Here is a 22,414-nt window from a genome sequence, read left to right on the forward strand (position 1 = left end):
ACGAACGCGGCGCGCAGCCACAACCGGCCTGCGCGCCCGCGCTAACATCGGCCCATGAGCGCGACTCCCGACATTCCCCGCCAGGCCGGTCAGGCCCTGGCCGTCCTGCAACGCCGTCTCGGCCCCGCGCTGCTGGCCGTATACCTGCATGGCTCCGCGCGCGGCGGCGGCCTGCGGCCGCAAAGCGACGTGGACCTGCTGGCCGTGACCGACGGGCCGCTGGCCGCCGACGCGCGCGGCCCGCTCACGCGCGACCTGATGGCGCTGTCGGCCTATCCGGCGCGCTCCGAATCGATGAGGCCGCTGGAAATCCTGGTGTTCGACCGGCACGATCTCGACCCGCTGCCGTATCCGGCGCGCAGCGAATTCGTGTACGGCGAATGGCTGCGGCCCGGGTTCGAGGCCGGCGGCGTGCCGCTGCCGCTCGCGGACCCCGAGCTCACCATCGTGCTGGCCCAGGCGCGCCAGACCGCGCTGCCGCTTTTCGGTCCCGCGCCGCGGCAGCTGCTTCCCGAGGTGCCGCAACACGACCTGCGGCGCGCCATGGCCGACGCGCTGCCGGCGCTCATGGCCGGGCTCGAAGGCGATGAGCGCAACGTGCTGCTGACCCTGGCCCGCATGTGGCGAACGGCGGTCAGCGGCGACATCGTCGCCAAGGACGCGGCCGCCGCCTGGGCCGCCGACCGCCTGCCGACGCAAACCGCGCAGGTGCTGGCGCTGGCGCGCGCCGCTTATCTGGATGGCGCGGAAACGGACTGGACCGCGCGCCGCCGGCAGGTCGGCGAAGCCGCGCGCGTGTTGCGCGCGCGGGTGGAAGCGGCCTTGTGAGGCGGGGCGGCGGCGCTACGCCAGGCAAGGCGCCAGCACCTGCGCCAGCCATCCGTTGAATGCGCGCACGCGCCGCGACAGATGGCGCCGGTGCGGGTAGACGATCTGCACCGGCATGGCGGGCGCGGCCCAGCCGGGCAGGACTTCCACCAGCTCGCCGGCTTCGAGATGCTCGCGCACGTCGAAGGCGGGGATCTGGATCAGGCCCAGGCCGGCCAGGCAGCAGGCGATATAGGTTTCGGCGTTGTTGGCCGAGACCTGGGCGCGCATGGTCAGCGTCTGCAGCCGGCCATGCTCCTCCCATTCCCAGGCGGCGGCGCGGCCATAGTTCGGCGTGGCGTAATTGACCGCCAGGTGCCGCTGCAGGTCGGCGGGGGTGCGCGGCACGCCGTGGCGCGCCAGGTAGGCGGGGCTGGCGCAATTGATCAGCCGGAACGTGCCCAGCGGCTGCGCCACCAGGCTGCTGGAGGGCAGCTCGCCCACGCGCAGCGCGCAGTCTATGCCTTCATGCACCAGATCGATGGCCCGGTCGCTGGAGCCCAGGTCCAGCTCGATGCCCGGGTGCTGCTCGAAAAACGTCGGCAGCGCCGGCGCCACCTGGCGGCGCGCGATGCGGCTGGGCAGGTCCACCCGCAGGCGGCCGCTCAGGGCCTGGGCCTGCGGCCGGAAGCGCTGTTCCAGTTCCTCGGTGTCGGCCACCAGCGCGACGGCGCGCTCCAGCAGGGCCTCGCCGTCCTGCGTCAGGCCGACTCGGCGCGTGGTGCGGTTGAACAGCCGCGTGCCCAGCCTGGCCTCCAGCTGCTGGATCGCCAGCGATACCGTGGGCCGGGGCAGGCCGAGCTGGTCGGCGGCCAGGGTGAACCCGCCGCTGTCGGCGACCCGGATGAAGATGCGGAGCTGGTCGATGCGGTCCATGGGCGTGATTGGTAATGAATCCTGGATAGTGTAGACATAACTACCGTATTTATTGGGATAAATCCAGCGAATAAAGTGGCTGCACTCCCTCACCACGACAAGGAAATCCCATGTCCAAGCACAGCATCCAAGGCAAAGTGGTCCTGATCGCCGGCGGCGCCAAGAACCTGGGCGGCCTGATCGCCCGCGACCTGGCCGCGCAGGGCGCCAAGGCCATCGCCATCCACTACAACAGCGCCGCGAGCAAGGCCGAGGCCGACGCCACCGTGGCGGCGGTGGAACAGGCCGGCGCCAAGGCCGTGGCGCTGCAGGGCGACCTGACCTCGGCCGGCGCGATGGAAAAGCTGTTCGCCGACGCCGTGGCCGCGGTGGGCCGTCCGGACATCGCCATCAACACGGTCGGCAAGGTGCTCAAGAAGCCGTTCTCGGAGATCTCCGAGGCCGAGTACGACGAGATGGCGGCGGTCAACGGCAAGTCGGCCTTTTTCTTCCTGAAAGAGGCGGGCAAGCACGTCAACGACGGCGGCAAGATCTGCACGCTGGTGACTTCGCTGCTGGGCGCGTTCACGCCGTTCTATTCGGCCTACGCGGGCACCAAGGCCCCGGTCGAGCACTTCACGCGCGCGGCGGCCAAGGAATTCGGCGCGCGCGGCATTTCGGTCACCGCGGTCGGCCCCGGCCCGATGGACACGCCGTTCTTCTACGGCCAGGAAGGCGCCGACGCGGTGGCCTATCACCAGTCGGCCGCGGCGCTGTCGCCCTTCAGCAAGACCGGCCTGACCGACATCGAGGACGTGGTGCCCTTCATCCGCCACCTGGTCAGCGACGGCTGGTGGATCACCGGCCAGACCATCCTGATCAACGGCGGCTACACGACCAAGTAAGGAGAGCGTCCATGCACATGGCAGCGGTCATCCTGGGCGGCGTAGCGCTGCTTGCCGTCTTCGTGCTGTTCGGCTGGCTCTGGGGCGCCAGCGCCGCCGGGATGGCGCTGGCCGCCAAGGCCTTCGTGCCGGCCTGGCTGGCGGTGGCGCTGGTCAACATGTGGGTGGGCGTGGCGCACGCCGGCTATAGCGTGCGCCAGGAGCTGCCCATCCTGCTGATCGTGTTCGCGGTGCCCGCCGCGCTGGCCGTCGCCGCGGCGTGGCAGTTGTCGCGGGGCTGAACCATGAAAGACGCCGACAGCCGGCGAATCCGCGAGGTGGTGGATTTCTGGCGCGAAGCAGGGCGCGCGGGCCACTGGTTCGACAAGAATCCCGAATTCGACCGGACCTTCCGCGCGCGTTTCCTGGACCTGCACCTGGCCGCCGCGCGCGGCCAATGCGAACACTGGAGCCGCGACGCCCACGGCTCGCTGGCGCTGCTGATCCTGCTGGACCAGTTCCCGCGCAATGCGTTTCGCGGCACCGCCCACATGTACGCCACCGACGGCCTGGCGCTGCGCGTCGCGCGCCAGGCCATCGCCCGCGGCCACATGGAACAGGCCGAGCCGGCCCTGCAACTGTTCTTCTGCCTGCCGTTCGCGCATTCGGAAAACCTGGCCGACCAGGAACTGTCGGTCGAGCTCAACGCCCGGCTGGGCGCGGCCGCCCGGTCCCATGCGGAAGGACACCGCGAGATCATCCGGCGCTTCGGCAAGTTTCCCCATCGCAACCCGCTGCTGCTGCGCGAAACCACCGCGCCCGAGCGCGCCTTTCTGGCCGCCGGAGGCTTTGCCGGCTAGTTTTCTATAAAATCGGGCCGCCTGACTCTCAACGGCCCACACCATGAATCCAGCCCGCTTCGACCTGGTCACGCTGGCCCTGTTCGTTGCCGTGGCGCGCCAGGGCAGCATCTCGGCCGGCGCGCGCCAGTCGCACCTGGCGGTGGGCGCGGCCAGCAAGCGCATTTCCGACCTGGAAAACGCCCTTGGCACGCCGCTGCTGTACCGCACCGCGGCCGGCGTCGAACTGACCGACGCCGGCCAGACCTGCCTGGCGCACGCGCAGCGCGTGCTGCAGGAAGTCGAGCAGATGGCCGGCGTGCTGTCCGACTTCGCCCAGGGCGTGCGCGGCCAGGTACGAATCGCCGCCAACACCTCCTCGCTGACCCAGTTCCTGCCCGAAGACCTGGCCGCCTTCATGCAGCGCCATCCGGCCGTGCGCATCCAGCTCGAAGAGCAGAACAGCAGCGACATCGTCACCGCCGTGGCCGAGAACCGCGCCGACGTCGGCATCTTCGCCGACCGCACGCCCGCCGCCGGCCTGACCACCGTGCCGTACCGGCTGGACGAACTCGTCCTCATCACGCCGCCGCGCCACCCGCTGGCCGCGCACGCCCAGGTGGCGTTCGCCGACACCCTGGACTACGACTACGTCGGGCTGCCGCCGGCCACCTCGCTGGCCACCCGCCTGGCCGACGAAAGCGCGCGCCTCGAGAAAACCATCCGCCTGCGCATCCAGGTGCGCAGCTTCGACGCCATCTGTCGCATGGTGGCGGCCACCGGCGGCATCGGTATCCTGCCGCGCATTGCCGCCGAACCGCATGCGCGCTCCATGCAGCTGCAACTCATCGCGCTGACCGACGAATGGTCGCGCCGCCGCCTGCTGCTGGGCGTGCGCGACCCGGACAGCCTGCCCGTGGCCGCGCGCCTGCTGGTCGCCAGCCTGGCCCGGCAGACGGGCTGAGGCCGCGGCCCTTTCTCCATCCGCGAAAACCCCCTTGCCCATTCGCCCATACCCGCCTGGCGGCGATTGCCCGCAAACTGCCTCTCCACATCAAGCCACAGACACGGAGACGACATGGCGGGGCAGATACTGGCCGGCATACGGGTGCTGGAACTCGGGCAACTGATCGCGGGGCCTTTCGCCGCCAAGACCCTGGCCGACTTCGGCGCGCAGGTCATCAAGATCGAGCCGCCGGGGCAGGGCGATCCGCTGCGCAAATGGCGCCTGCTGCATGAGGGCACCTCGGTCTGGTGGGAAGCGCAGTCGCGCAACAAGCAATCGGTCTGCGTCGACCTGCGTCAGCCCGAAGGCCAGGACCTGGTGCGCCAGCTGGCCGCCCAGGCCGACGTGCTGATCGAGAACTTCCGCCCCGGCACCATGGAGAAATGGGGCCTGTCGTGGGAGACGCTGCACGCGCTCAATCCGCGCCTCATCATGCTGCGCATCTCCGGCTACGGCCAGACCGGCCCCAAGGCCCAGGAGCCGGGCTTCGCCGCCATCGGCGAGGCCATGGCCGGACTGCGCTACCTCAACGGCGAGCCGGGCCGCGCCCCGGTGCGCGCCGGCCTCTCGTTGGGCGACACCATCGCCGGCCTGCACGGCGCCATGGGCGTGCTGCTGGCGCTGTACCAGCGCGACGCGCGCGGCGGCCAGGGCCAGGTCATCGACGCGGCCCTCTACGAGAGCATCTTCAACCTCAGCGAAAGCCTGCTGCCGGAGTACTCCGTCTTCGGCGCGGTGCGCGAACCCGCCGGCGCCGCGCTGCCCGGCATCGCGCCGTCCAACGCCTATCCCTGCCGCGACGGCTACGTGCTCATCGCCGGCAACGGCGACGCCATCTTCCAGCGCCTCATGCAGCGCATCGGGCGCGCCGACCTCGGCGCCGACCCGGACCTCGCCCACAACGACGGACGCGCGCGCCGCGCCCACGAACTGGACGCCGCCATCGGCGCATGGACCGCCCAGCGCGACATTGACGGCGTGCTCGACGCCATGCGCGGGGCCGGCGTGCCGGCGGGGCGCATCTACAGCGTCGCCGACATCGCGCAAGACCCGCACTACCGCGCCCGCGGCGCCATCGCCAGCCTGCGCGCCGCCAGCGGCATCGACGTCGAAATGCCCGCCGTCTTCCCGTGCCTGTCGGACAACCCCGGCGCCATCCGCGAACGCGCCCCGCAACTGGGCGAACACACCGACGCCGTGCTGCAGGCCGCCGGCCTCGACGACCAGCAGCGCGCCGGCCTGCGCGCCCGGGGAGTGATCGCATGAACGGCCCGCAACGCATCGAAATCAACGAAGTCGGCCCGCGCGACGGCCTGCAGATCGAACGCGCCCTGGTCGCCACCGACGACAAGGTCGCCTTCGTCGACGCCCTGTCCGCCTGCGGCTTCGCCCGCATCGAAGTCACCAGCTTCACCTCGCCCAAGGCCATCCCGGCCCTGGCCGACGCCCAGGACGTCATGCGCCGCATCGCGCGCCGGCCCGGCGTCGTCTACACCGCGCTCATCCCCAACATCCGCGGCCTGGAACGCGCGCTGGAATGCGGCACCGACGAAATGAACCTCGTCATGTCCTGCAGCGAAACCCACAACCGCGCCAACCTGCGCATGACGCGCGCCCAGTCCTTCGACGAACTGGCCGCCATTCTGCGCCGCGCCGGCGACGCCGGCGTGCCCTGCAACGTATCGCTGTCCACCGCCTTCGGCTGCCCCTTCGACGGCGACGTGCCCGCCGCCGACGTCATGCGGCTTGCGCGGCAATTGGCCGACGCCGGCGCCCAGGGCCTCACCCTGTGCGACACCACCGGCATGGCCTACCCGACCCAGGTCGCGCAGCTGTGCGAGACCTTCCAGCGCGAACTGCCGCGCACCGCGCTCACCGTCCACCTGCACAACACCCGCGGCATGGCCCTGGCCAACGCCATCGCCGCCTGGCAGACCGGCGTCACCCGCTACGACGCCGCCGCCGGCGGCCTGGGCGGCTGTCCCTACGCGCCCGGCGCCAGCGGCAACGTCAACACCGAAGAGCTCGTGCACATGTTCGACTGCATGGGCGTGGCCACCGGCGTCGAGCTGGCCCCGCTGCTCGACATCGTGCGCGGCCTGCCCGGCCTGGTGCAGCGCGCCCTGACCAACCCCTTGCTCACGGCCGGCCCGCGCCTGGCCACCCATCAGCCGCCGGCCTGGCTGGCCGAACGCTTCCCCACCGCCTGAGCCCGCGGCCATCCACACATCCATAACAAACAGGAGACTCACCATGCACCTTGCCAAGCACCGTCTGCTAAGCGCAGCGCTAGCCACCGCCGCCGTCCTCGGCGCCACCGCCGCGCACGCCGCCGGCTATCCCGAGCGCCCCATCTCGCTCATCGTCTCCGCCGCGCCCGGCGGCACCACCGACATCGCCGCCCGCCTCATCGCCCAGCCGCTGGGCCAGGCCCTGGGCCAGACCGTCGTCGTCGACAACAAGCCCGGCGCCTCCGGCGGCATCGCCGGCCAGATGGTCGCCCGCGCCCAGCCCGACGGCTACACCCTGCTGCTGCAATACTCGGGCTTCCAGGCCATCACCCCGCACGTCTCGCCCAACGTGGGCTGGGACCCCATCAAGGACTTCGCGCCCGTCGCCAACGTGCTCTCGGCCCCGCAGGTCATCGTCGTGCGCCCCGACCTGCCCATCAAGACCCTGAAGGACCTGGTCGACTACGCCAAGGCCAACCCCGGCAAACTCAACTACGCCTCCTCGGGCAACGGCTCGCTGCAGCAGGTCGCGACCGAACTGCTCAACCAGATGGCCGGCATCCAGATCACCCACATCCCCTACAAGGGAACCGGCCCGGCCCTGAACGACCTGCTCGGCGGCGCCGTCGACCTCACCATCACCACGCCGCCGCCGCTGCTGGGCCACATCGCCGCCGGCAAGCTGCGCGCCCTGGCCGTCACCGGCGACAAGCGCCTGCCCAGCCTGCCCGACGTGCCCACCGCCGCCGAAGCCGGCTACCCCGACCTCATCGTCTCCTCCTGGTTCGCCATGTACGCGCCGGCCGGCACCCCGCCCGCCGTCGTCGACAAACTGTCCGGCGAAATCAAGAAAATCATGGCCACCGAGGCCTTCCGCCAAAAGGCCGCCGAGCAGGGCGCCGAAGCCCGCTACATGGACCCGAAGGAACTGGGCGCCTACACCAAGGAAGAACTGGACCGCTGGGGCAAGGTGGTGAAGGCGGCGAATATCAGCGCTAATTAATCTCTGCGCAGAAACGACAGAGCCACCTGGAGGTGGCTCTGTTCGAGGGCAAGCGCGTCGTCAGTGCGATGGCGTGCAGCGCCGGCCTAGATGCCGAAGGCCTCTCCGACTCCGTCCGGGGCATCCATGGCGATCGCCTATCCTCGGCGGCGCACATAAGCGCAGCCGCTTATGTCTGACTCTCCGGCAATACTCGCGATGCTTTCTTCTGCACACAAACCGGCAACCGCCGCAGGCTGGGCGGCGCCCGGGCGAACGAATATCGGACACTTGAACTGCTCCTGTCGCTGACCGCCATAGCGGTTCAGGCCGCACCCGATATGAGTGTTCGCGCCTGCCATTCGCGGTACGTGGGGTTAGATTGGTCAACCGCCACCTGATGGCCGGCAACTCTGCAAAGTTCGTTGCCGGCCAGGTGGGCGTGGCGCCAATGTATGTCCCCCGCGAACGGGCAATGGGCCTGGCCGGTTTTTTTCAGACCGGTTCCAGGCCGGAGACGGCGTGCAAAAGGATGGGCCTCATCGAAAGAGATGCGGCGCACGCCGATTCAACGCTTCAACCCTTGAACAACCGCTCGTGCATCCAACCGTCGTTGGTCAGGACGAGAGCGGCCTTGCCCTCGATATCGCCTTGCGTTTGATCCGCAATATTCTTGTAGGCCGCGCGCACGCTTTCCGTCTTGATCCAGTCGGCCGCGTCCTTCACCTTGTAGCGGAAATTCACGCGCGACACCTTCATGCCCATCATGTCGCTCGGCTCGGTGAAGTTCTGGATCTCCACGTCCGAGTACTTGCCGGTGCAGAACGCATCGTGCCGGCCCATGGTGTTGGCGCCTTCGGCCACCAGGTACTTCTTGCCCATGTCGGTGATCTGATATTCCGTGGCCGGCTCCATCTTGTTGCCGAACATCGCCTTGACCTCGGTGTCGCGCTTGGTCAGCAACCCGGCATCGACCAGCGCGTCGGCGCGCACCAGGTTCTGCTGGCCGAACAGTTCCTGCTTGCTCACGGTGAACGGCATGCCCTTGCCGGGGATGGCGGCGCACAGGCCCTTCTGCGTATCCAGATAGGCCTGGACGGCCTTGCCAAAGTTGCTCTTGTTGGCGTCCTTGGCGCTACCGCACGCCGCGAGGGCAAGTGCAAGACCGCTCATGGCAACGATTTTCATGGCGCTAGGCAAAGTGAGGTTCCTCCGTAAATGAGTGAATAAGCGTTTGCAGCCCCGCCTCGGTAATGTGGCGGGGTGCGTATTATCCCCTCATCGCGGAGTATGGGCGGCGAGCCCCGGTCCCTCGGGCCAGCACGATGCCGACCGCGTCGCGCACGCCTGAATAAACGCGGTCAGAAATCCCAGATGACCGGCACCCAGCGAAACGCATCGCCGTCGACCGCGACCCGGCCCACGGAGGGGAACGGCAGATGCGCGGCGACCAGCAGCCCGCGGTTCTGCGCCAGCTCCTGGAACAGGCCGATGCGCACGCGCGCCGATTCCTCGGGGTCGTGTTCGAAGCCGTTGTGCCATTCGGGATGGTCGAACCCGACGGGGAAGATGGCGTCGCCGGCAAAGGTCAGCCGTTCGCCGCCGGAGATCAGGTCGACCACGCTGTGCCCCGGCGTGTGTCCGCCGGTGAGGCGGACGATGACGCCCGGCGCGACCTCATGCCGGTCTTCGAAAAGGCGCAGTCGATCGCGGTATTCGTTGTAGAAGCTGGTGGCGGTGGACTTGAGCACCGCGGGCACTGGCTTGGGCATGACGGTGTGCGAGAAGTCCGGCGAGGTCCAGAATGCCACCTCGGTGGCGGACACGTGGATGCGCACGTCCGGACGCAGCCGTTCCTTGACGCCGGGCACCAGCAGTCCGCCCACGTGGTCCATATGCATGTGCGTGACGATCACGTCGGTCACGGATTCCAGCGCGATGCCGGCGGATTCCAGCCGCTGCGGAAACTGCCCGGCGCGCGGAAAGCCTGCAAATTGTCCGCCCAGCCCCGCATCGATAAGAATGGTTTGATCGCCGCTGCGGGCCACCATCACGTTCAGCGGCCAGTCGAAGGCATCCGGAGGCATGAACATATGCTCCAGCCAGGCCGCCAGGTCGGAAGGGGCGGCATTGGTGGCCATCGTCGCGGTCGGCAGCGGCAGCACGCCGTCGCTGACGACCAGCGCGTCGATGTCGCCGATCTGCAGCGCGTAGCGCGAAGGAACCAGGTCGATGGATTCGGTGTTTTCTATGGCGAACATGGCGATATCTCCAGGAAGAGGTGCTGCGTGGGGAAGCGGTGAGGGCATGGTAGGTGCGGGGTTTCCCGCGCGGTAGGCACGCAGCCGGAAGCACGCTGTTGTGCGACGCGCACCAATGCGCGTCAAAGCGCCAACTGGGGAATGATCTTGTCGCGCCCGGACCGCTGCGGCAAAATAGCCTGCTTCCCGCTCCCTAGCCTGCTGGCGTTGGCCCATTCCATGACCGGCTCCGTGACCCTGTTCGACCGCCATCGTCCGCGCCTGTATGCGATCGCCTATCGCATGCTGGGCTCGGTGGCCGAAGCCGAAGACGTGGTGCAGGACGCATGGCTGCGCTGGCATGGCGCCGACCACGCCGCGTTGGACAACCCCGAAGCCTGGCTCGTCACCGTCACGACGCGCTTGTCCATCGACCGCCTGCGCGCCGCCAAGGCCGAGCGCGAGAACTACGTCGGCGTCTGGCTGCCGGAGCCGATGCTGATGGCGGCTCCGTCCACGCCCGAACAGATCCACGAACTTGCCGACGACGTGTCCGTGGCCTTTCTGTTCATGCTGGAGCGCCTGACGCCCGACGCCCGCGCGGCCTTCCTGATGCGCGAGGTGTTCGACGCGGAATACGAGGACATCGCCGAAACCCTGGGCAAATCCCAGGCCGCGGTCCGCCAGCTGGTGAGGCGGGCCAGGCTGCAATTGCGCCAGGGCGCCCCGCGCGAGGCCGTGCCGCGCGCCACGCTGCAACGGCTGCTGCTGGCCTTCGCCGATGCGATGCAGCGCAGCGATTTCCACGGCCTGCACGCGCTATTGAGCGACGACGCCGAACTCATCGGCGACGGCGGCGGCAAGGCCACGAGTTTCGCCAGCCTGGTGGGCGGCAAGCGGCTGGCCCAGCTGTTCTACGCCGGCAAACGCCGCTACCGCGACGCCCTCAGCACCGAGGTGGTCCAGGTCAACGGGCAATGGACGCTGCTGCGTTTCATCGACGGCGAACTCGAATCCGTGCAGTCCTACGAAACAGACGGCAGGCGCCTGACCCGGGTACTGGTGCAGCGCAATCCGGACAAGCTCGCGCGCATCGCGGCGGCCCTGGCGCAGCGCTGACGCGTTCCCCGTATCGGTTTTGGTGCGCGGCAGGCAACATGGTGATCCCTCGCGCGCGCCTACCGCGCCGCCGCGGCCGCTCCTAACATGGGCCAGTCTCCATTCCGACCAGGACAGGCCATGTCGACACTCACCAAACTCGCTTTGCCCTTGATCGCAGCCGGCGCGCTGCTGGGCCGGCCCGCCTATGCGGCTTCGCACCATGCCACGCCCGCCGGCAAGCCGGCCGACCCCGTCGTCACCGAACTGATGAGCAAGGACCTGCCGGACATTCCCGGCAAGAATGCCCTGATGCTTCTCGTCGACTACCCGCCTGGCGCGGCCGACCCCTTGCATCGCCACGACGCCTCGGCCTTCGTGTACGTGCTCGAAGGCAGCGTCGTCATGCAGGTCAAGGGCGGCAAGGAAGTGACCCTGACCCCGGGGCAGACCTTCTACGAAGGGCCTGACGACATCCACACCGTGGGCCGCAACGCCAGCCAGACCGAGCCCGCCAGGTTCGTGGTCGTGCTGATCAAGAACAAGGGCGCGCCCGCCCTGATCCCCATCGAATAAGGGACGGCGATAACCCCCATCCCGGCCAGCCCCGGCACCATGTGCCGGGGCTGGCCGGTTTTTTTTTTCGGGTTCGCGTCACGAAATCCGGGAGTCCAACGTCTTAGGAGCTAGGAACAACCCACTCGCGGCGCCGCCACCATGCCTACTCCCATTCCCGCTCCCCCGGTTTCCCCTCGCGCAAACGGTCCCGACTCCCTGGCCGATAGTTTCGCGACCAGTTACGCAGGCGTCGTGGCCTTCATGGCCGTCGCCGCCGAAGGCAATTTCGCCAAGGCCGGCGACAGGCTCGGCATCGGCCGCTCGGCGGTCAGCCGCAGCGTGCAGAAGCTCGAAGACCAGCTCGGCACCCGGCTCTTCGTGCGCACCACGCGCAGCACCTCGCTGACCGTGGAAGGCAAGCGCTTCTATGACCAGTGCCATCCTGGCGTCGCACGCATCATCCAGGCCCTGGACGACATGCGCGACCTGCGTGTAGGCCCGCCCACCGGCCAGTTGCGTGTCTGCTCCACCGTGGGCTTCGGCCGCAAGGTCGTCGCCCCGCTGCTGAGAGACTTCCGCCAGGCCAACCCCAACATATCCGTGGAGCTGCTGCTGGATGACGGCCCGACCGACTTCACCACGGACCGTGTCGATGTGTCGTTCCGCAACGGCCGCATGGAAGACAGCCAGGTGATCGCCAAGAAAATGATTCCGATGCAGATGATGCTGTGCGCCTCGCCCGCCTATGCCGCCAGATACGGGCTGCCGGACAGCGTGGAAGCGCTCCCGGACCACGGCTGCGTCAATTTCCTGCTGGCGTCGGGCCGCGTATACGAATGGGAATTCAAGGTCGGCGGCCAGCTGCGCAAGTTCGCGCCGCCCGCCATGCTCACCTTCAACGATGCCGATCTCGTCCTGCAGGCAGTGCTCGACGGCCACGGCCTGGCCCAGATGGCCGGCTACCAGGTATGCGAACATCTGCGCGCCGGCACCCTGGTCCAGTGCCTGCCGCAATACGCGCCCGACGACCGGGGGCACTACCTGTGCTTTCTCAGCCGCCAGCATCTGCCGGCGCGCATGCGGGTGTTCATCGACTTCATGACCGAACGCATACGCGCGCTCGACCTGCAAACCATCGACAGCCTGCTGTTGAAACAGGCCTGACCGCTATTGGCTCAGCGCCACGACGCTGGCGATTCCGCCCTGCGCCATCTTGGCATAAGGACACAGGCGCTCCGTATTGCGCACCAGCTCCTGCGCCTCCGGCGTAGGCACGCCCGGCAGGTGGATGTTGATATCCGCGGACAGCGCGAACAAGCCGTCCACCGGGTCGCGGCCGAACGAGACCGTGGCCGTCACCGACGCGTCCGGGATGGCCACGCCGGCGCGCTCCGCCAGCATGCTGAGCGCGCCGTGGAAGCACGCGGCATAGCCGGCGGCGAACAACTGCTCCGGATTCGTGCCCCCGCCCGTGCCGCCCAGCTCCACCGGCAGGCGCAGCTCCACGATCAGCTCGCCGTCGTCCGAAATCGCCATGCCGGAGGCTCGGCCATGCGCCGCCTCCCCGCCGCGCACCGTCACGCTGGTCGTGTACAGAGGCTGGAAATCCGCGCCCCGGTACTTCACGAGGAGACTTGGGGGAGGCGGCCGCAGCTTGCCCATAAGGGTCCTTGCGCCCGCCGCTACCTGCCTGCGCCCGCACGGCTGAACCAGGTTTCGAAATCGATCCTGCCCAGCCGCGGTCCGGGACCCGGCACCAGCGTGTCGTCGTCCAGCAGCGCGCCAAAATACCGCGCGTCGGCGTCCGCCTGCACGCTGCGCGTGTCGCCCGTTCTGGCCATGTAGCGCTGCGCCAGCTCGGCCAGGCGCACCCGCTCCGGTCCGGCGATCTCCACGATGCCGTTCACCGGCGGCGCCAGCGTGGCGTCGGCCATGGCCAGCGCCACGTCATCGGACGCGATGGGTTGCACGAAGGCCGGCGACAGCCGCACCGTCGAGCCCTCCGTGCCCGACTGCACAATGCCGCCCAGGAACTCGAAGAACTGAGTGCTGTGCACGATGGTGTAGGGAATACCGGCCGCCGCGATCAGTGCTTCCTGCGCGATCTTGCCGCGGAAGTAACCGCTTTCCGCCAGGCGCTGCGTGCCCACCACCGACAGCGCGACGTGGTGCCGCACGCCGGCCCGGGCCTCCGCCGCCATCAGGTTGCGCCCCGAGGCCTGGAAGAACTCCAGCACGGCGCGGTCTTCGAACGACGGCGAATTCGCAACGTCGACCACCGTATCCACGCCCGCCAGCGCCGCGTCCAGGCCTTCGCCCGTAACCGTGTTGACGCCGGTCGCGGGCGACGCGGCAATCGCCTCGTGCCCGCGCTCGTCGAGCAGTTTCACGAGCTTGGAACCGATCAGGCCCGTCCCGCCAATAACCAGGATCTTCATGATGACTCCTCAGTTGAACCTGGCCTTGTCCAGGCCGTATGCCTTGTCCGCCGAACCGGGCACCGTCCGGAAACCCACATTCAGGCGGTTCCAGCCATTGATCGCCATGACCGCGAAGCTCAGGTCGGAGATCTCCTTTTCAGACAACTGCGTGCGCACACGCTCGTAAACCTCGTCGGGCACTCCATGGGCGCCCAGCGTCGTCAGCGCCTCGGTCCAGGCCAGGCAGGCACGCTCGCGCGGCGAAAACTCGGTGGATTCCCGCCAGATCGCCACATGGTGCAGCCGCAACTCGCGCTCGCCGCGAATCTTGGCCTCTTTCACGTGCATATCCAGGCAGAACGCGCAGCCGTTGATCTGCGAGGCGCGAATCTCCACCAGGGACAGGATCGATTGCTCGATCGCGCCGGATTTCAAGAGCAGGCCGAACTCGACGAACTTCTTGAATAACTCGGGCGATTGCGCATAGGCATTCAGACGTTGACTCATGGTGATTCCCTCGATTGGTTGACTACGGACGCATCGTAGGGCGGGGAGGGAGGGGGCAGAAGGCCTGGGTGGGGGATCATCGTGTTGCCTTGATGGCAACAATCCTGGCGGGGTCGGACATGACCCGCGCCCAGCCGACCGTGACGGTCAATGCTGTAGTTGTGCAATCAGAATCGCCCGCCTTCTGGCTGCCTCTGCTTCAACGCGACGTCGCGCCGTAATAGAGTTCCAGCGCCGTATGCAGGCGCCTGCGGGAGCGGCTGGCGATCGCAGCCGCCAGCAACCCTCCGGCAAGCGATATGTGCTCAAAGGCCCAGTACATGGCTTGCGTCGCCGCGGGCTCATCGAGGGCCCAAAAGCGATGCACGACCAGAATGGTGAGCAGGAGAAACACTATCAGCGCCCCGGCTCCCAGCCATAGCGCACGGTCGATCAACAGTAGTACCGAGCCGCCCAGCAATACAGAGATGGTCGCTATGTTGAACAGCCAATCCGGCTGCAACCCGGCCGCGCGCATCTCGGCTTGTCCCCCTTGGAAATCAAGCAACTTGCTTAACCCGGATGAAATGAATACTGCCGCCAGCAGAATGCGCGCGAAGATCCACAGCCAGCGGCTGTCCAAGATTCTGAAAATAAAGAGTTGCATGCGTGTTCACTGCAGAAGAGTCGGATGAGCTTGCCAATATGGGCGACGCGGACTATAAAACCTCAAGCAAACTTGAGGTCAAGCCGTGAACGTAAAGAAACCGATCGATTTTTCTCGCTTACTCACGGTCGGGGAGGTGGCCCATCGTGCCGGCGTGCCGGTTTCCACGATTCATTTCTATGAGACGAAAGGGCTGATCACAAGCACGCGCAATGCCGGCAACCAGCGTCGGTTCGCTTCAGTCGTATTGCGCCATATCGCCGTCATCAAGGTGGCTCAACGCACGGGCATTCCACTGGAGGAAATCAAGGAGGCCCTTGGTCGCTTCCCGGCGGGAAGCAAGCTCACCGCTGAGCAGTGGCGGGAGTTGTCCTCGCACTGGCACGCGAGTCTGGACGAACGCATCAAGAAGCTGACGCGGCTTCGTGACGAACTGGATAGCTGTATCGGCTGTGGCTGCCTGTCGCTGGAAGAATGCCCCTTGCGTAATCCTCAGGATGCACTTGGGGCGGAAGGTCCGGGACCTCGCATTCTGGAACGGCCGTGAGCATTTTGCCTCTCATTGGTCGTCGATGAATCGGCGACGCATGTCGGCCGGGCTTTCACCGTTTGGCATTGCGCCAGGGACGAAAAAAAAAACCGCAGAGCGTTGACTTCTGCGGGGATTGGAGCCTACCTCGGACTACTTTGGACTGTATTTTGGTGGTGGGGCCGGAATGGGACCGGCACGTCTTGCGGCGGGGGATTTTGAGTCGGCGATTTACAGTGTTTCTACAGGGAAATGGGGCGAATTCTAGCGTAGGGTGGAATAGGTAAAACCAGTTTCAAATCAGTAGATTGGCGTATTTTGTCGGAATTGGTCAAAACTGGTCGCTGTACCTCTAATGTACCGAAATTTCGGTACAGTGTTGACGAGGGGGCGGCGCGCCGGTGAGCGCACTCGAATCAAAGTAGAGTATTACCAAAAAACGATCGCCGACGGCAGGTCGGGTTGTACGTATTATCACGATCCACGTGGACGATACATGCCAAGAATGAATTGGCCCATGTAACGATCATAAAAATCGTAATGATCTTTGTCATAATGGTCGCTGTGCTCTAAATAGCCCCGCATTTTTATATCAAAATTATCGTTCCAGTCTTGAGGTAGCTCGCCTTCAAGTTGCTCGACAGTATAGATGGGCGGTTGCGTACTAGGATGCATGTAGTCTATATACCAGACAAAGGTGCCATGCTTATCGTCAAAATAAACGCTCCGCAGTCTCAAGAAGTGCTTTTCAGGAAGCTGAAGTTGAATAAGCTGTTCTAGTTTTGTTTCTATCTTATCGAGATAAAACTGACAAGATGATCCAATTCTATTTGTTATATGGAAATAATTTCCTTTGAAATTCGCTGTCCAGTGATTGGGTCTCTCGCTTGCGAATATTTGCCAACCACCAGCGCTATTTGGAAAAAAGCGCTGCGCTATATTCCACTGTTGCGCAGTTCTCAACCGACGCTCTAACTCAACCGAATCCCAATATGTGGCGATAATTGGTGTTCTGTCGTTATTCGTAATGTGCTCCAGTCGCTCGACCACGGAAGAAGATGGGTGAGTTGATGTGACCAACACATACCCGTCACACGCGTGTTGAACGCAACTTGTAATAATGTCATCGAGGTCGCTAACACCTACGCTATTTCCTGATTTCGCTTTATGCTTGCATTGAATTAACCATTTTTTAGAGGTTTTTAGAAAAATGCTATGGTCTTCCTCGATGCATACAAGGTCCCGTCCTCCATCCGGGCCGCGGCCACTCCAGTAGACTTTGTATCCGATGCTAAATAGCAGTTCTCGAACCAATAGCTCAAGATCTTGACCGTCATCTGAAAGCTCTGTGAAATCAAGCATGGTGAGCGATGATCCTTGAAAAGCGAATAATAAGAAACGGACGTAAGTTATACATGGTTGCCGGACAATGCTGTAAATGAGCTGCGGAGAGAATTTGCAAAGCGTAGCTCGCAGATGGTCCTGTCGAGGATTTTTTTGGCGAGTTGTAAAAGACGCATTGAAACTGTTTTCAAAGCTTCTCAATCTCTATTTTGTACTTCATTTCGAGAGCGTTCACGAATTCCAGTATGCTCGCTTGTACAGCGTCAAGGATTGCTATGTACTTTTCCTTGGTCAGTGATCGATCTAGTTCGAAATGATGAACAACGCCATGTCGGTATTGAATAATCTCATGGAGCCTATTTTCTAAAAACAAGACCTTTCTGCCGATTCTTTTTTTCTTGAAAAGAATTTTCCGAACATCAATTTCCAGCCAATCACGATAGGCCTTATTTAGTTGATGAAGGTTTTGAAAGGTATATGCCTCAGCGATTATGTCTTCAATGGCTATGTCACCATTGTTGATCTGAACAAGTGTTGAGAAATCGATGCGTGCATTATGAGAGGTTCGCTTCTCTAGTGCGTACGGGTCATATGCAATAAGTACTCGGAAGGTTCGCGAGAAAAAATACTCAAACATTGATACTGCAAATGGAACAAGGCCGTTGTAGATGACGCGAGATGGGTCGAAGCTATGGGTAAAATCAATAAATGCACGCGTTTTGGCGTCCGCGTCTTCAATCTTAGGCGTCGAAATGCTGGAATTTGGCAAAGCGTACTTAATTGCCCGTAGGTCCTGATCGACCCTTTGATAAATGGCTGAGACCCCGCGACTGATTGGAGTGCTTTTGTCTTCCCAGAGGGGGGCGTACCTATTTGTTCCATAATCCCCCCGAATCGTCCCTCCGAAGCGTTGCCGGGCACCTCTAAGCACTTCATTCAACATCTTCACATCGTGCCAGCTAGCACTGTATAGGTTTCGAACGTGCAGGGCCCACTCGTTGCCAGATATTTGTCGTTCTTCTCCGGAAACAGGATAAATGTCGGCCGAAACGCCATCAATAGACCTAAAGTCTTTGGCGTCGAACCAAGAATAGTTGAGCGTACCTCGTGGCCAATCCCAAAGGTGCTTACACCTCACGAACCCGAGGCTCTCAACGTATTCTTTGAGTTCGATTCTTGAGGCTCTTTGGGGATAAAGGGTTATATCTCTTCCCATGTGTGGCTGCCTTTATTTTGATCCCCGTACGAATGCAAAAACTCTATGGCAGCTTCGTGCAACAGCCTTATGGGTCGCCGTAAGGTGCCGGTTCTAAATCAGCGCTACTACCAAAAATTTAACGACGTCTAAATACTGGATCGCACATGTAATGCAAAAACCGGCGACAGCCTATCCTGCACTAGTCCCCAAATCCTAAATTTCTTCGTCATGACGAAGACTTTGGGATCGTTAACGCGTCAGCGCGCGGCTGCACAAACTCTTGCAGGCTGATCTGACCATCGATGAAACGCTGGGCGTGGGCCTCATCTGCGTCACTGAGCGAGAAACCTTCTAGACTGACGGAGGCCCGCGCGTAGTTAACAGCCGATTGGCGTCGACCGCGTTCGGCATCTGATATGGTTTTGTGGGGCTGTAACCCGCATTTATCTTCGCCAGCCATGGTGTCCCCTTGCTGTAGGTAACTCGATTTTACAAGAGGTACGAGTATTTTGGTTTAGGTACACGCAACCTCCAGGATGCTGCGCTGAAATTGTCTTGTTTTACTTGCTATGGATCGCCTGTATTGGCCGCGTACTAGCCTGCGTCGTAGTTTCCAAAGAGGCTTTGCCTCTCTGGACTCTCCACCCTCGCCGGCGGGAGCCTCGGGAGCAGGGGTTGCGGGCCCTTGGCCCGGAACTCCTGCCCCCGGGCATAGCGTGGGGCGCTCCTGCCGCGTCAAGGGGCCGTGTCCTCGCCCCGTGGGCTGCGGGCCGCACCAACCCCTTGACCCGTCATCCGCTTGATAGCACCGCTACTAACGCCGTTTGGCCGGAAGAGGCGTCAAGGGCGGGATCAGAAGCCGCAGCCCGAAGCGCAGCGCAGGGAACGGGTGAGGATCCCGGGCGAAGCCTTCACCCTTGATGTCTCTGGAAGCCATGCAGCCTGTCGGCCGGGGGGAGGAACAAGGCGAAGCCGCTGGGCCTGCCCCCGCGGCCAGTCCGGCAAGAACGGACGCGGGATGCAACCGAAGGGGTTGCCCAAGCGTAGCGCGGAGATTTGCCGCTAGAAATGAAAGGGCCTCGCCGAAAGCGAGGCCAACGCAGGCGCAGATGGCAGGCTATTCGCCTTTGACTGAGCCGCCTGTAGCCGGCCCCCAGTTTTTGCCCATGTTCTGCATTACGTGTTGCCGGTACGCTGGGTTCCACATTGTGTTGCCTGCTGCGAGATGATTGAGCCGGCCCCCGGTGACCATCATGCCGCTTTGCATGTCGCGGCGAGTTGTTTGACGGTTGAGAACTTGAGTAACGGGGGATGCGGCGGCCTGGCTGACTTGCCTAAGCGTGATACCCGCCGAGGACACGCCTCCGGCCAGGTGCGACGCTGCCTCATATGCGCGTTGCAGCAAGAACAGGGTGACGCCCGTGACGATCAGGATTTCAAGCATTGTGGCAATAGGATGGTCAGTGGTGACGGCCAATACTTTGGCCGTAAGCGCACTGAAAAACTTCATGCCCATGCCGAGAACCGTTGTCACCAAGGCGATTTGCATGATGTAGGTCATCACTTGGCCAAACCAGCTATCAAACCATTTCGCGGTGACGGGGAACATCAGCATGGCGATGAAGAACGGCCCGATGCCAAGCATGAGGGTGAGCATGATTTTGGCAACGATCACCATTGCCCCCGCCGGAATGGCAATGATGAGCGTGGCGGCGTAGATGATTAGGGCGTTTAGCAGGTCCCAAAACACCATGCCAATCTCATACCAGCGCCGTTTTCCCATCTTGTCGAGCATATCGCCGCCGATTTGGAAGCCATCGGACACCGCCTTATCGAGCACCTGATAAACCGATGTTGCGGACGTACTGCTGCCGGATGCCGAGAAGGCGTCAGCGACGCCCGTTTCCAGGCCGCGCAATGCCTCGACAACCCATGACAGGTACGTAGGGGCGCTCATTGCCAAACCGCCAATGACGATGAACTTCCCGCAAGTCTTCATGAAGTTTGAGGCAGGGGCTTCGACATATCCGAAGATGATGGCGAATCCCATCATCACGAGTGTGAGCGTGCCACCGTAGACGAAGATGTCAGTGAACATGGAAATGACATTGCCCGACGTCACCTGAACAAACGCGTTCAGCGTCATGTCGATGCTTTCGCCCATCCATTCAAAGATATTAGATTCAATAGCCACTATTTGCCCCCTTCGAGCACATTGATTGGCTCATGCTTTGTGTATCCGCGCTTCTCAACCGCCAGATGGTTCTGGGCGGTGACGGCATTTATGCAGTTCGGTGATGCGTCCGACTCGCCAGGGTTATTCCGGCACTTGGAAACCATCGCAGTGCGCTCGGCATCGTGCGCTTTGTACCAATCCACGGTTTGGACCGTCGTGGCCTGATCGCAGCCGGCGAGCGCTGTCGCGACAAATAGAAAGAGAACGGTCCTTTTCATTTCCGCATCTCCTGTGCGTTGACTTCGATGGTTCGGCCGCCGGTGTCTCGGCCCTCATGCTGTTGCAATACGCCTAGCGCATGGGCGAGCTCGGCCGCGTCAATGATGCGTAGCGCCGCAACTGTCCGCAGCGCGCTTTCACGCGTGCCCGCCCAGCTACCTGCGAATCGCCCGTCCGAGTCGCGCAGAACGAACACGCAGCCACCGAGGCAGGACAGTGAGAGCACGACGGCCATCCATGACGACGTCGGCACTGATTGGCCGGGCAGGACAACCCCGGACCAGTCCACCGCCGCGATCAGGAAGGGGAGGATGGCGAACGTTGCAGCCAGAATGTCACCTTGAACAAGCGAAGGCGCGCGACGGCCGACTTCACGTGTGAACCCAAGGCGGTCAATGCATTGCCACCACCGCCGCATGAACAGGAGTGTGAAAAAGCAAATTGCCAAAACAGGGACGTGAATGTAGGAAAACACGGGCTTGTCTCCTCTTATTTATCCAACAGGTTGAAAGGCTGGTGCTTCGTGTATTCACGATTCGCCAGCACCTTCGCGTTGATCTCACGCTGCCGCTGTTCCTGCAATCGGTCTTCGGCTGCCGCGACCATCTGGTACATCTGTAGCTTGGTCTGCTCGTTCTGAATCATGGCCTGCTCGGCCGCGATGCGGCCTTGCAGTTCGGCAATGGCTTTCGGGTCCTGCGTTTGGTTGATCTGCTGCATCAGCTGGTCGATTTGACTGAGGCGGTTTTTCGCCGCGTCGTAGGCATCGAGCGCAAAGGCTTTGTCTTGCGCGCCTTTGACGGCTTGCGCTTCGCAGTTGGTGCGCTGCTCTGTCGAGGCAAAGCCGGTGCAGGCGTCATACACCTTGTTGTTGTCGTAGATAGATTCAGCGCGCCCGCTCAGTCCGGCATAGCCGCCTAATTTCACGCTGTCATAGACCCCTTGCCAGTCTTGGGGCAGGTAGTCACGCAGCTGCGGGTTGTTGAACAGTTCGCCCATGCCGCGCGCGCCAGTGACCGCAGCGTATTGCTGCTTCATCTGGTCGATCTGGCTGACCATCTGGTCGTACTGCATCTTCCACTTCGCCATTGTTTCGATCTGGTTTTCCACGCTCTTGGCGATGGAAGCGCCATCTGTTACGGGGATTTGTGCGAAGGCGGCCGACGACGCGGCAATGCCGACGGCCAGAATGCAAGGGGCTGATAGTTTCTTCATGTTCGCCACTCCTGAGAGGTTGAGGGCGAACGTAGGACCGTGCTGTCCGGTCTGTCGGTCTGTTCAGGGACCGCGCCCAGTACGACAAAGCGTTCTTGGGGCGACTAAGCGGCCGATCTGCTCTCGGCGGTCGGAACCCTTCTTTTCGGGTCGGCACCCGGTACGCTAGGCGTCCTTGGGGCGGTGCAACGTTCGTTGTGGTTAAAGGTACAACCGAAGTTGATTTTACTTACGGTTAATGCAAAGTAGTTTCCCAATTACGGCCACCACATGCGACGGTCAATGATGATGCGGTCCGACAGGTACGAGATGTTCGCCAGTTCCGCCAGGGCCATTTCTACTGTTCGGAACCGGTACGGTCGGCCTTTGTCGTCCATGACGGGGTGCTCTGTAGTGCCGTCCTGCACGGCCAAGGCAAAGCCCTTCCAGTAGTGCGCATACAGAATGACCTGCACATCACCGGTGCGCGCTGGATCATCGCAGTAGTCTTGCAACGCGTCATAGCGTAAAGCCATCTTATGGTCCTTCTTCCGCAATCGA

At 63.4% G+C, this 22,414-nt stretch carries 27 protein-coding genes; 12 read left to right on the forward strand and 15 right to left on the reverse strand.

The annotated features are described in order from the left end of the window. The first annotated feature begins 54 nt into the window (after positions 1–54). On the forward strand, positions 55–828 hold the full coding sequence (locus AC1IQ6_RS02740) for an aminoglycoside adenylyltransferase family protein (protein ID WP_485865777.1): 774 nt from the start codon (positions 55–57) through the stop codon (positions 826–828). A gap of 15 nt (positions 829–843) precedes the next feature. On the opposite strand, the gene AC1IQ6_RS02745 is transcribed toward AC1IQ6_RS02740, so the two are convergent. After that, positions 844–1,743: a LysR family transcriptional regulator gene (locus AC1IQ6_RS02745; RefSeq protein WP_485865778.1), complete on the reverse strand. Its 900-nt coding sequence runs from the start codon at positions 1,741–1,743 to the stop codon at positions 844–846. A 110-nt stretch (positions 1,744–1,853) separates the two neighbouring features. Here AC1IQ6_RS02745 and AC1IQ6_RS02750 point away from each other — a divergent pair, with 110 nt between their 5' ends. The 7 genes from AC1IQ6_RS02750 (at position 1,854) to AC1IQ6_RS02780 (ending at position 7,685) form a co-directional block, all read left to right on the forward strand. Then, entirely contained in the window at positions 1,854–2,627 is a 774-nt protein-coding gene (locus AC1IQ6_RS02750; protein WP_102773402.1) for an SDR family oxidoreductase, read from the forward strand. Between the two features lie 11 nt (positions 2,628–2,638). After that, positions 2,639–2,908: a hypothetical protein gene (locus AC1IQ6_RS02755; protein ID WP_102773403.1), complete on the forward strand. Its 270-nt coding sequence runs from the start codon at positions 2,639–2,641 to the stop codon at positions 2,906–2,908. Between the two features lie 3 nt (positions 2,909–2,911). Next, positions 2,912–3,466, forward strand: coding sequence for a DUF924 family protein (locus AC1IQ6_RS02760; protein WP_102773404.1), 555 nt, complete (start codon positions 2,912–2,914; stop codon positions 3,464–3,466). 43 nt (positions 3,467–3,509) lie between these two features. After that, on the forward strand, positions 3,510–4,409 hold the full coding sequence (locus AC1IQ6_RS02765) for a LysR substrate-binding domain-containing protein (protein WP_111825989.1): 900 nt from the start codon (positions 3,510–3,512) through the stop codon (positions 4,407–4,409). Positions 4,410–4,523: 114 nt separating this feature from the next. Further along, on the forward strand, positions 4,524–5,717 hold the full coding sequence (locus tag AC1IQ6_RS02770; protein WP_485865779.1) for a CaiB/BaiF CoA transferase family protein: 1,194 nt from the start codon (positions 4,524–4,526) through the stop codon (positions 5,715–5,717). After that, positions 5,714–6,661 (forward strand): hydroxymethylglutaryl-CoA lyase, encoded by a 948-nt coding sequence (locus tag AC1IQ6_RS02775; protein ID WP_485865780.1) that lies wholly within the window; start codon positions 5,714–5,716, stop codon positions 6,659–6,661. The genes AC1IQ6_RS02770 and AC1IQ6_RS02775 overlap by 4 nt, the downstream gene beginning before the upstream one ends. 43 nt (positions 6,662–6,704) lie before the next feature. Further along, a complete protein-coding gene (locus AC1IQ6_RS02780) occupies positions 6,705–7,685 on the forward strand; it encodes a Bug family tripartite tricarboxylate transporter substrate binding protein (protein WP_485865781.1) in 981 nt (326 codons plus the stop codon). A 555-nt stretch (positions 7,686–8,240) separates the two neighbouring features. Here AC1IQ6_RS02780 and AC1IQ6_RS02785 read toward each other — a convergent pair. Together AC1IQ6_RS02785 and AC1IQ6_RS02790 are read right to left on the reverse strand one after the other, a co-directional pair. Next, the gene (locus tag AC1IQ6_RS02785) at positions 8,241–8,837 is read right to left on the reverse strand and encodes a hypothetical protein (protein WP_247747559.1); all 597 of its coding nucleotides are present in this window, start codon (positions 8,835–8,837) and stop codon (positions 8,241–8,243) included. Positions 8,838–9,025: 188 nt separating this feature from the next. Continuing rightward, positions 9,026–9,925 (reverse strand): MBL fold metallo-hydrolase, encoded by a 900-nt coding sequence (locus tag AC1IQ6_RS02790; protein ID WP_111825984.1) that lies wholly within the window; start codon positions 9,923–9,925, stop codon positions 9,026–9,028. Positions 9,926–10,144: 219 nt separating this feature from the next. Between AC1IQ6_RS02790 and AC1IQ6_RS02795 the strand changes: the two genes are divergently transcribed. The 3 genes from AC1IQ6_RS02795 to AC1IQ6_RS02805 all read left to right on the forward strand — a co-directional run bounded on the left by AC1IQ6_RS02795 (position 10,145) and on the right by AC1IQ6_RS02805 (position 12,724). After that, complete coding sequence (locus AC1IQ6_RS02795) at positions 10,145–11,023, forward strand: RNA polymerase sigma-70 factor (RefSeq protein WP_485865782.1); 879 nt, start codon at positions 10,145–10,147, stop codon at positions 11,021–11,023. 120 nt (positions 11,024–11,143) lie between these two features. Continuing rightward, positions 11,144–11,578 (forward strand): cupin domain-containing protein, encoded by a 435-nt coding sequence (locus tag AC1IQ6_RS02800; protein WP_102773410.1) that lies wholly within the window; start codon positions 11,144–11,146, stop codon positions 11,576–11,578. Positions 11,579–11,719: 141 nt separating this feature from the next. After that, the gene (locus AC1IQ6_RS02805; RefSeq protein ID WP_485865783.1) at positions 11,720–12,724 is read left to right on the forward strand and encodes a LysR family transcriptional regulator; all 1,005 of its coding nucleotides are present in this window, start codon (positions 11,720–11,722) and stop codon (positions 12,722–12,724) included. 3 nt (positions 12,725–12,727) lie between these two features. Here the strand turns inward: AC1IQ6_RS02805 and AC1IQ6_RS02810 are convergent, their stop codons facing one another. The 4 genes from AC1IQ6_RS02810 to AC1IQ6_RS02825 all read right to left on the reverse strand — a co-directional run bounded on the left by AC1IQ6_RS02810 (position 12,728) and on the right by AC1IQ6_RS02825 (position 15,133). Next, positions 12,728–13,222 carry an Ohr family peroxiredoxin gene (locus AC1IQ6_RS02810; protein ID WP_209164642.1) on the reverse strand — a complete coding sequence of 165 codons (495 nt, stop codon included), beginning with the start codon at positions 13,220–13,222 and terminating at the stop codon, positions 12,728–12,730. Between the two features lie 20 nt (positions 13,223–13,242). Continuing rightward, positions 13,243–13,998: an SDR family oxidoreductase gene (locus AC1IQ6_RS02815; RefSeq protein WP_485865784.1), complete on the reverse strand. Its 756-nt coding sequence runs from the start codon at positions 13,996–13,998 to the stop codon at positions 13,243–13,245. Positions 13,999–14,007: 9 nt separating this feature from the next. After that, positions 14,008–14,487, reverse strand: a complete 480-nt coding sequence (locus tag AC1IQ6_RS02820) for a carboxymuconolactone decarboxylase family protein (protein WP_485865785.1) — start codon at positions 14,485–14,487, stop codon at positions 14,008–14,010. 199 nt (positions 14,488–14,686) lie between these two features. After that, on the reverse strand, positions 14,687–15,133 hold the full coding sequence (locus AC1IQ6_RS02825) for a DoxX family protein (RefSeq protein WP_485865786.1): 447 nt from the start codon (positions 15,131–15,133) through the stop codon (positions 14,687–14,689). Between the two features lie 85 nt (positions 15,134–15,218). Here AC1IQ6_RS02825 and soxR point away from each other — a divergent pair, with 85 nt between their 5' ends. Beyond that, the gene (gene soxR / locus AC1IQ6_RS02830) at positions 15,219–15,680 is read left to right on the forward strand and encodes a redox-sensitive transcriptional activator SoxR (RefSeq protein WP_485865787.1); all 462 of its coding nucleotides are present in this window, start codon (positions 15,219–15,221) and stop codon (positions 15,678–15,680) included. Between the two features lie 456 nt (positions 15,681–16,136). On the opposite strand, the gene AC1IQ6_RS02835 is transcribed toward soxR, so the two are convergent. From AC1IQ6_RS02835 to AC1IQ6_RS02870, 8 genes are all read right to left on the reverse strand, one after another. Then, positions 16,137–17,024, reverse strand: a complete 888-nt coding sequence (locus tag AC1IQ6_RS02835) for a restriction endonuclease (protein WP_485865788.1) — start codon at positions 17,022–17,024, stop codon at positions 16,137–16,139. Between the two features lie 169 nt (positions 17,025–17,193). Then, positions 17,194–17,949 (reverse strand): hypothetical protein, encoded by a 756-nt coding sequence (locus tag AC1IQ6_RS02840; RefSeq protein WP_485865789.1) that lies wholly within the window; start codon positions 17,947–17,949, stop codon positions 17,194–17,196. 481 nt (positions 17,950–18,430) lie between these two features. Then, a complete protein-coding gene (locus AC1IQ6_RS02845; RefSeq protein ID WP_485865790.1) occupies positions 18,431–18,664 on the reverse strand; it encodes an antitoxin VbhA family protein in 234 nt (77 codons plus the stop codon). Between the two features lie 657 nt (positions 18,665–19,321). Further along, positions 19,322–20,398, reverse strand: coding sequence for a TrbL/VirB6 family protein (locus AC1IQ6_RS02850; RefSeq protein WP_485865791.1), 1,077 nt, complete (start codon positions 20,396–20,398; stop codon positions 19,322–19,324). Beyond that, positions 20,398–20,658, reverse strand: a complete 261-nt coding sequence (locus tag AC1IQ6_RS02855; RefSeq protein ID WP_054439128.1) for an EexN family lipoprotein — start codon at positions 20,656–20,658, stop codon at positions 20,398–20,400. The genes AC1IQ6_RS02850 and AC1IQ6_RS02855 overlap by 1 nt, the downstream gene beginning before the upstream one ends. Beyond that, positions 20,655–21,134, reverse strand: coding sequence for a hypothetical protein (locus tag AC1IQ6_RS02860; RefSeq protein WP_054439131.1), 480 nt, complete (start codon positions 21,132–21,134; stop codon positions 20,655–20,657). Before AC1IQ6_RS02860 ends, AC1IQ6_RS02855 begins: the two co-directional genes overlap by 4 nt. A gap of 14 nt (positions 21,135–21,148) precedes the next feature. Further along, on the reverse strand, positions 21,149–21,874 hold the full coding sequence (gene virB5 / locus AC1IQ6_RS02865) for a P-type DNA transfer protein VirB5 (protein WP_485865792.1): 726 nt from the start codon (positions 21,872–21,874) through the stop codon (positions 21,149–21,151). Positions 21,875–22,131: 257 nt separating this feature from the next. After that, entirely contained in the window at positions 22,132–22,389 is a 258-nt protein-coding gene (locus AC1IQ6_RS02870; RefSeq protein WP_223203257.1) for a hypothetical protein, read from the reverse strand. Between the last annotated feature and the right edge of the window lie 25 nt (positions 22,390–22,414).

It is taken from the genome of Achromobacter sp. MUI-25009338 (genome assembly GCF_057359325.1).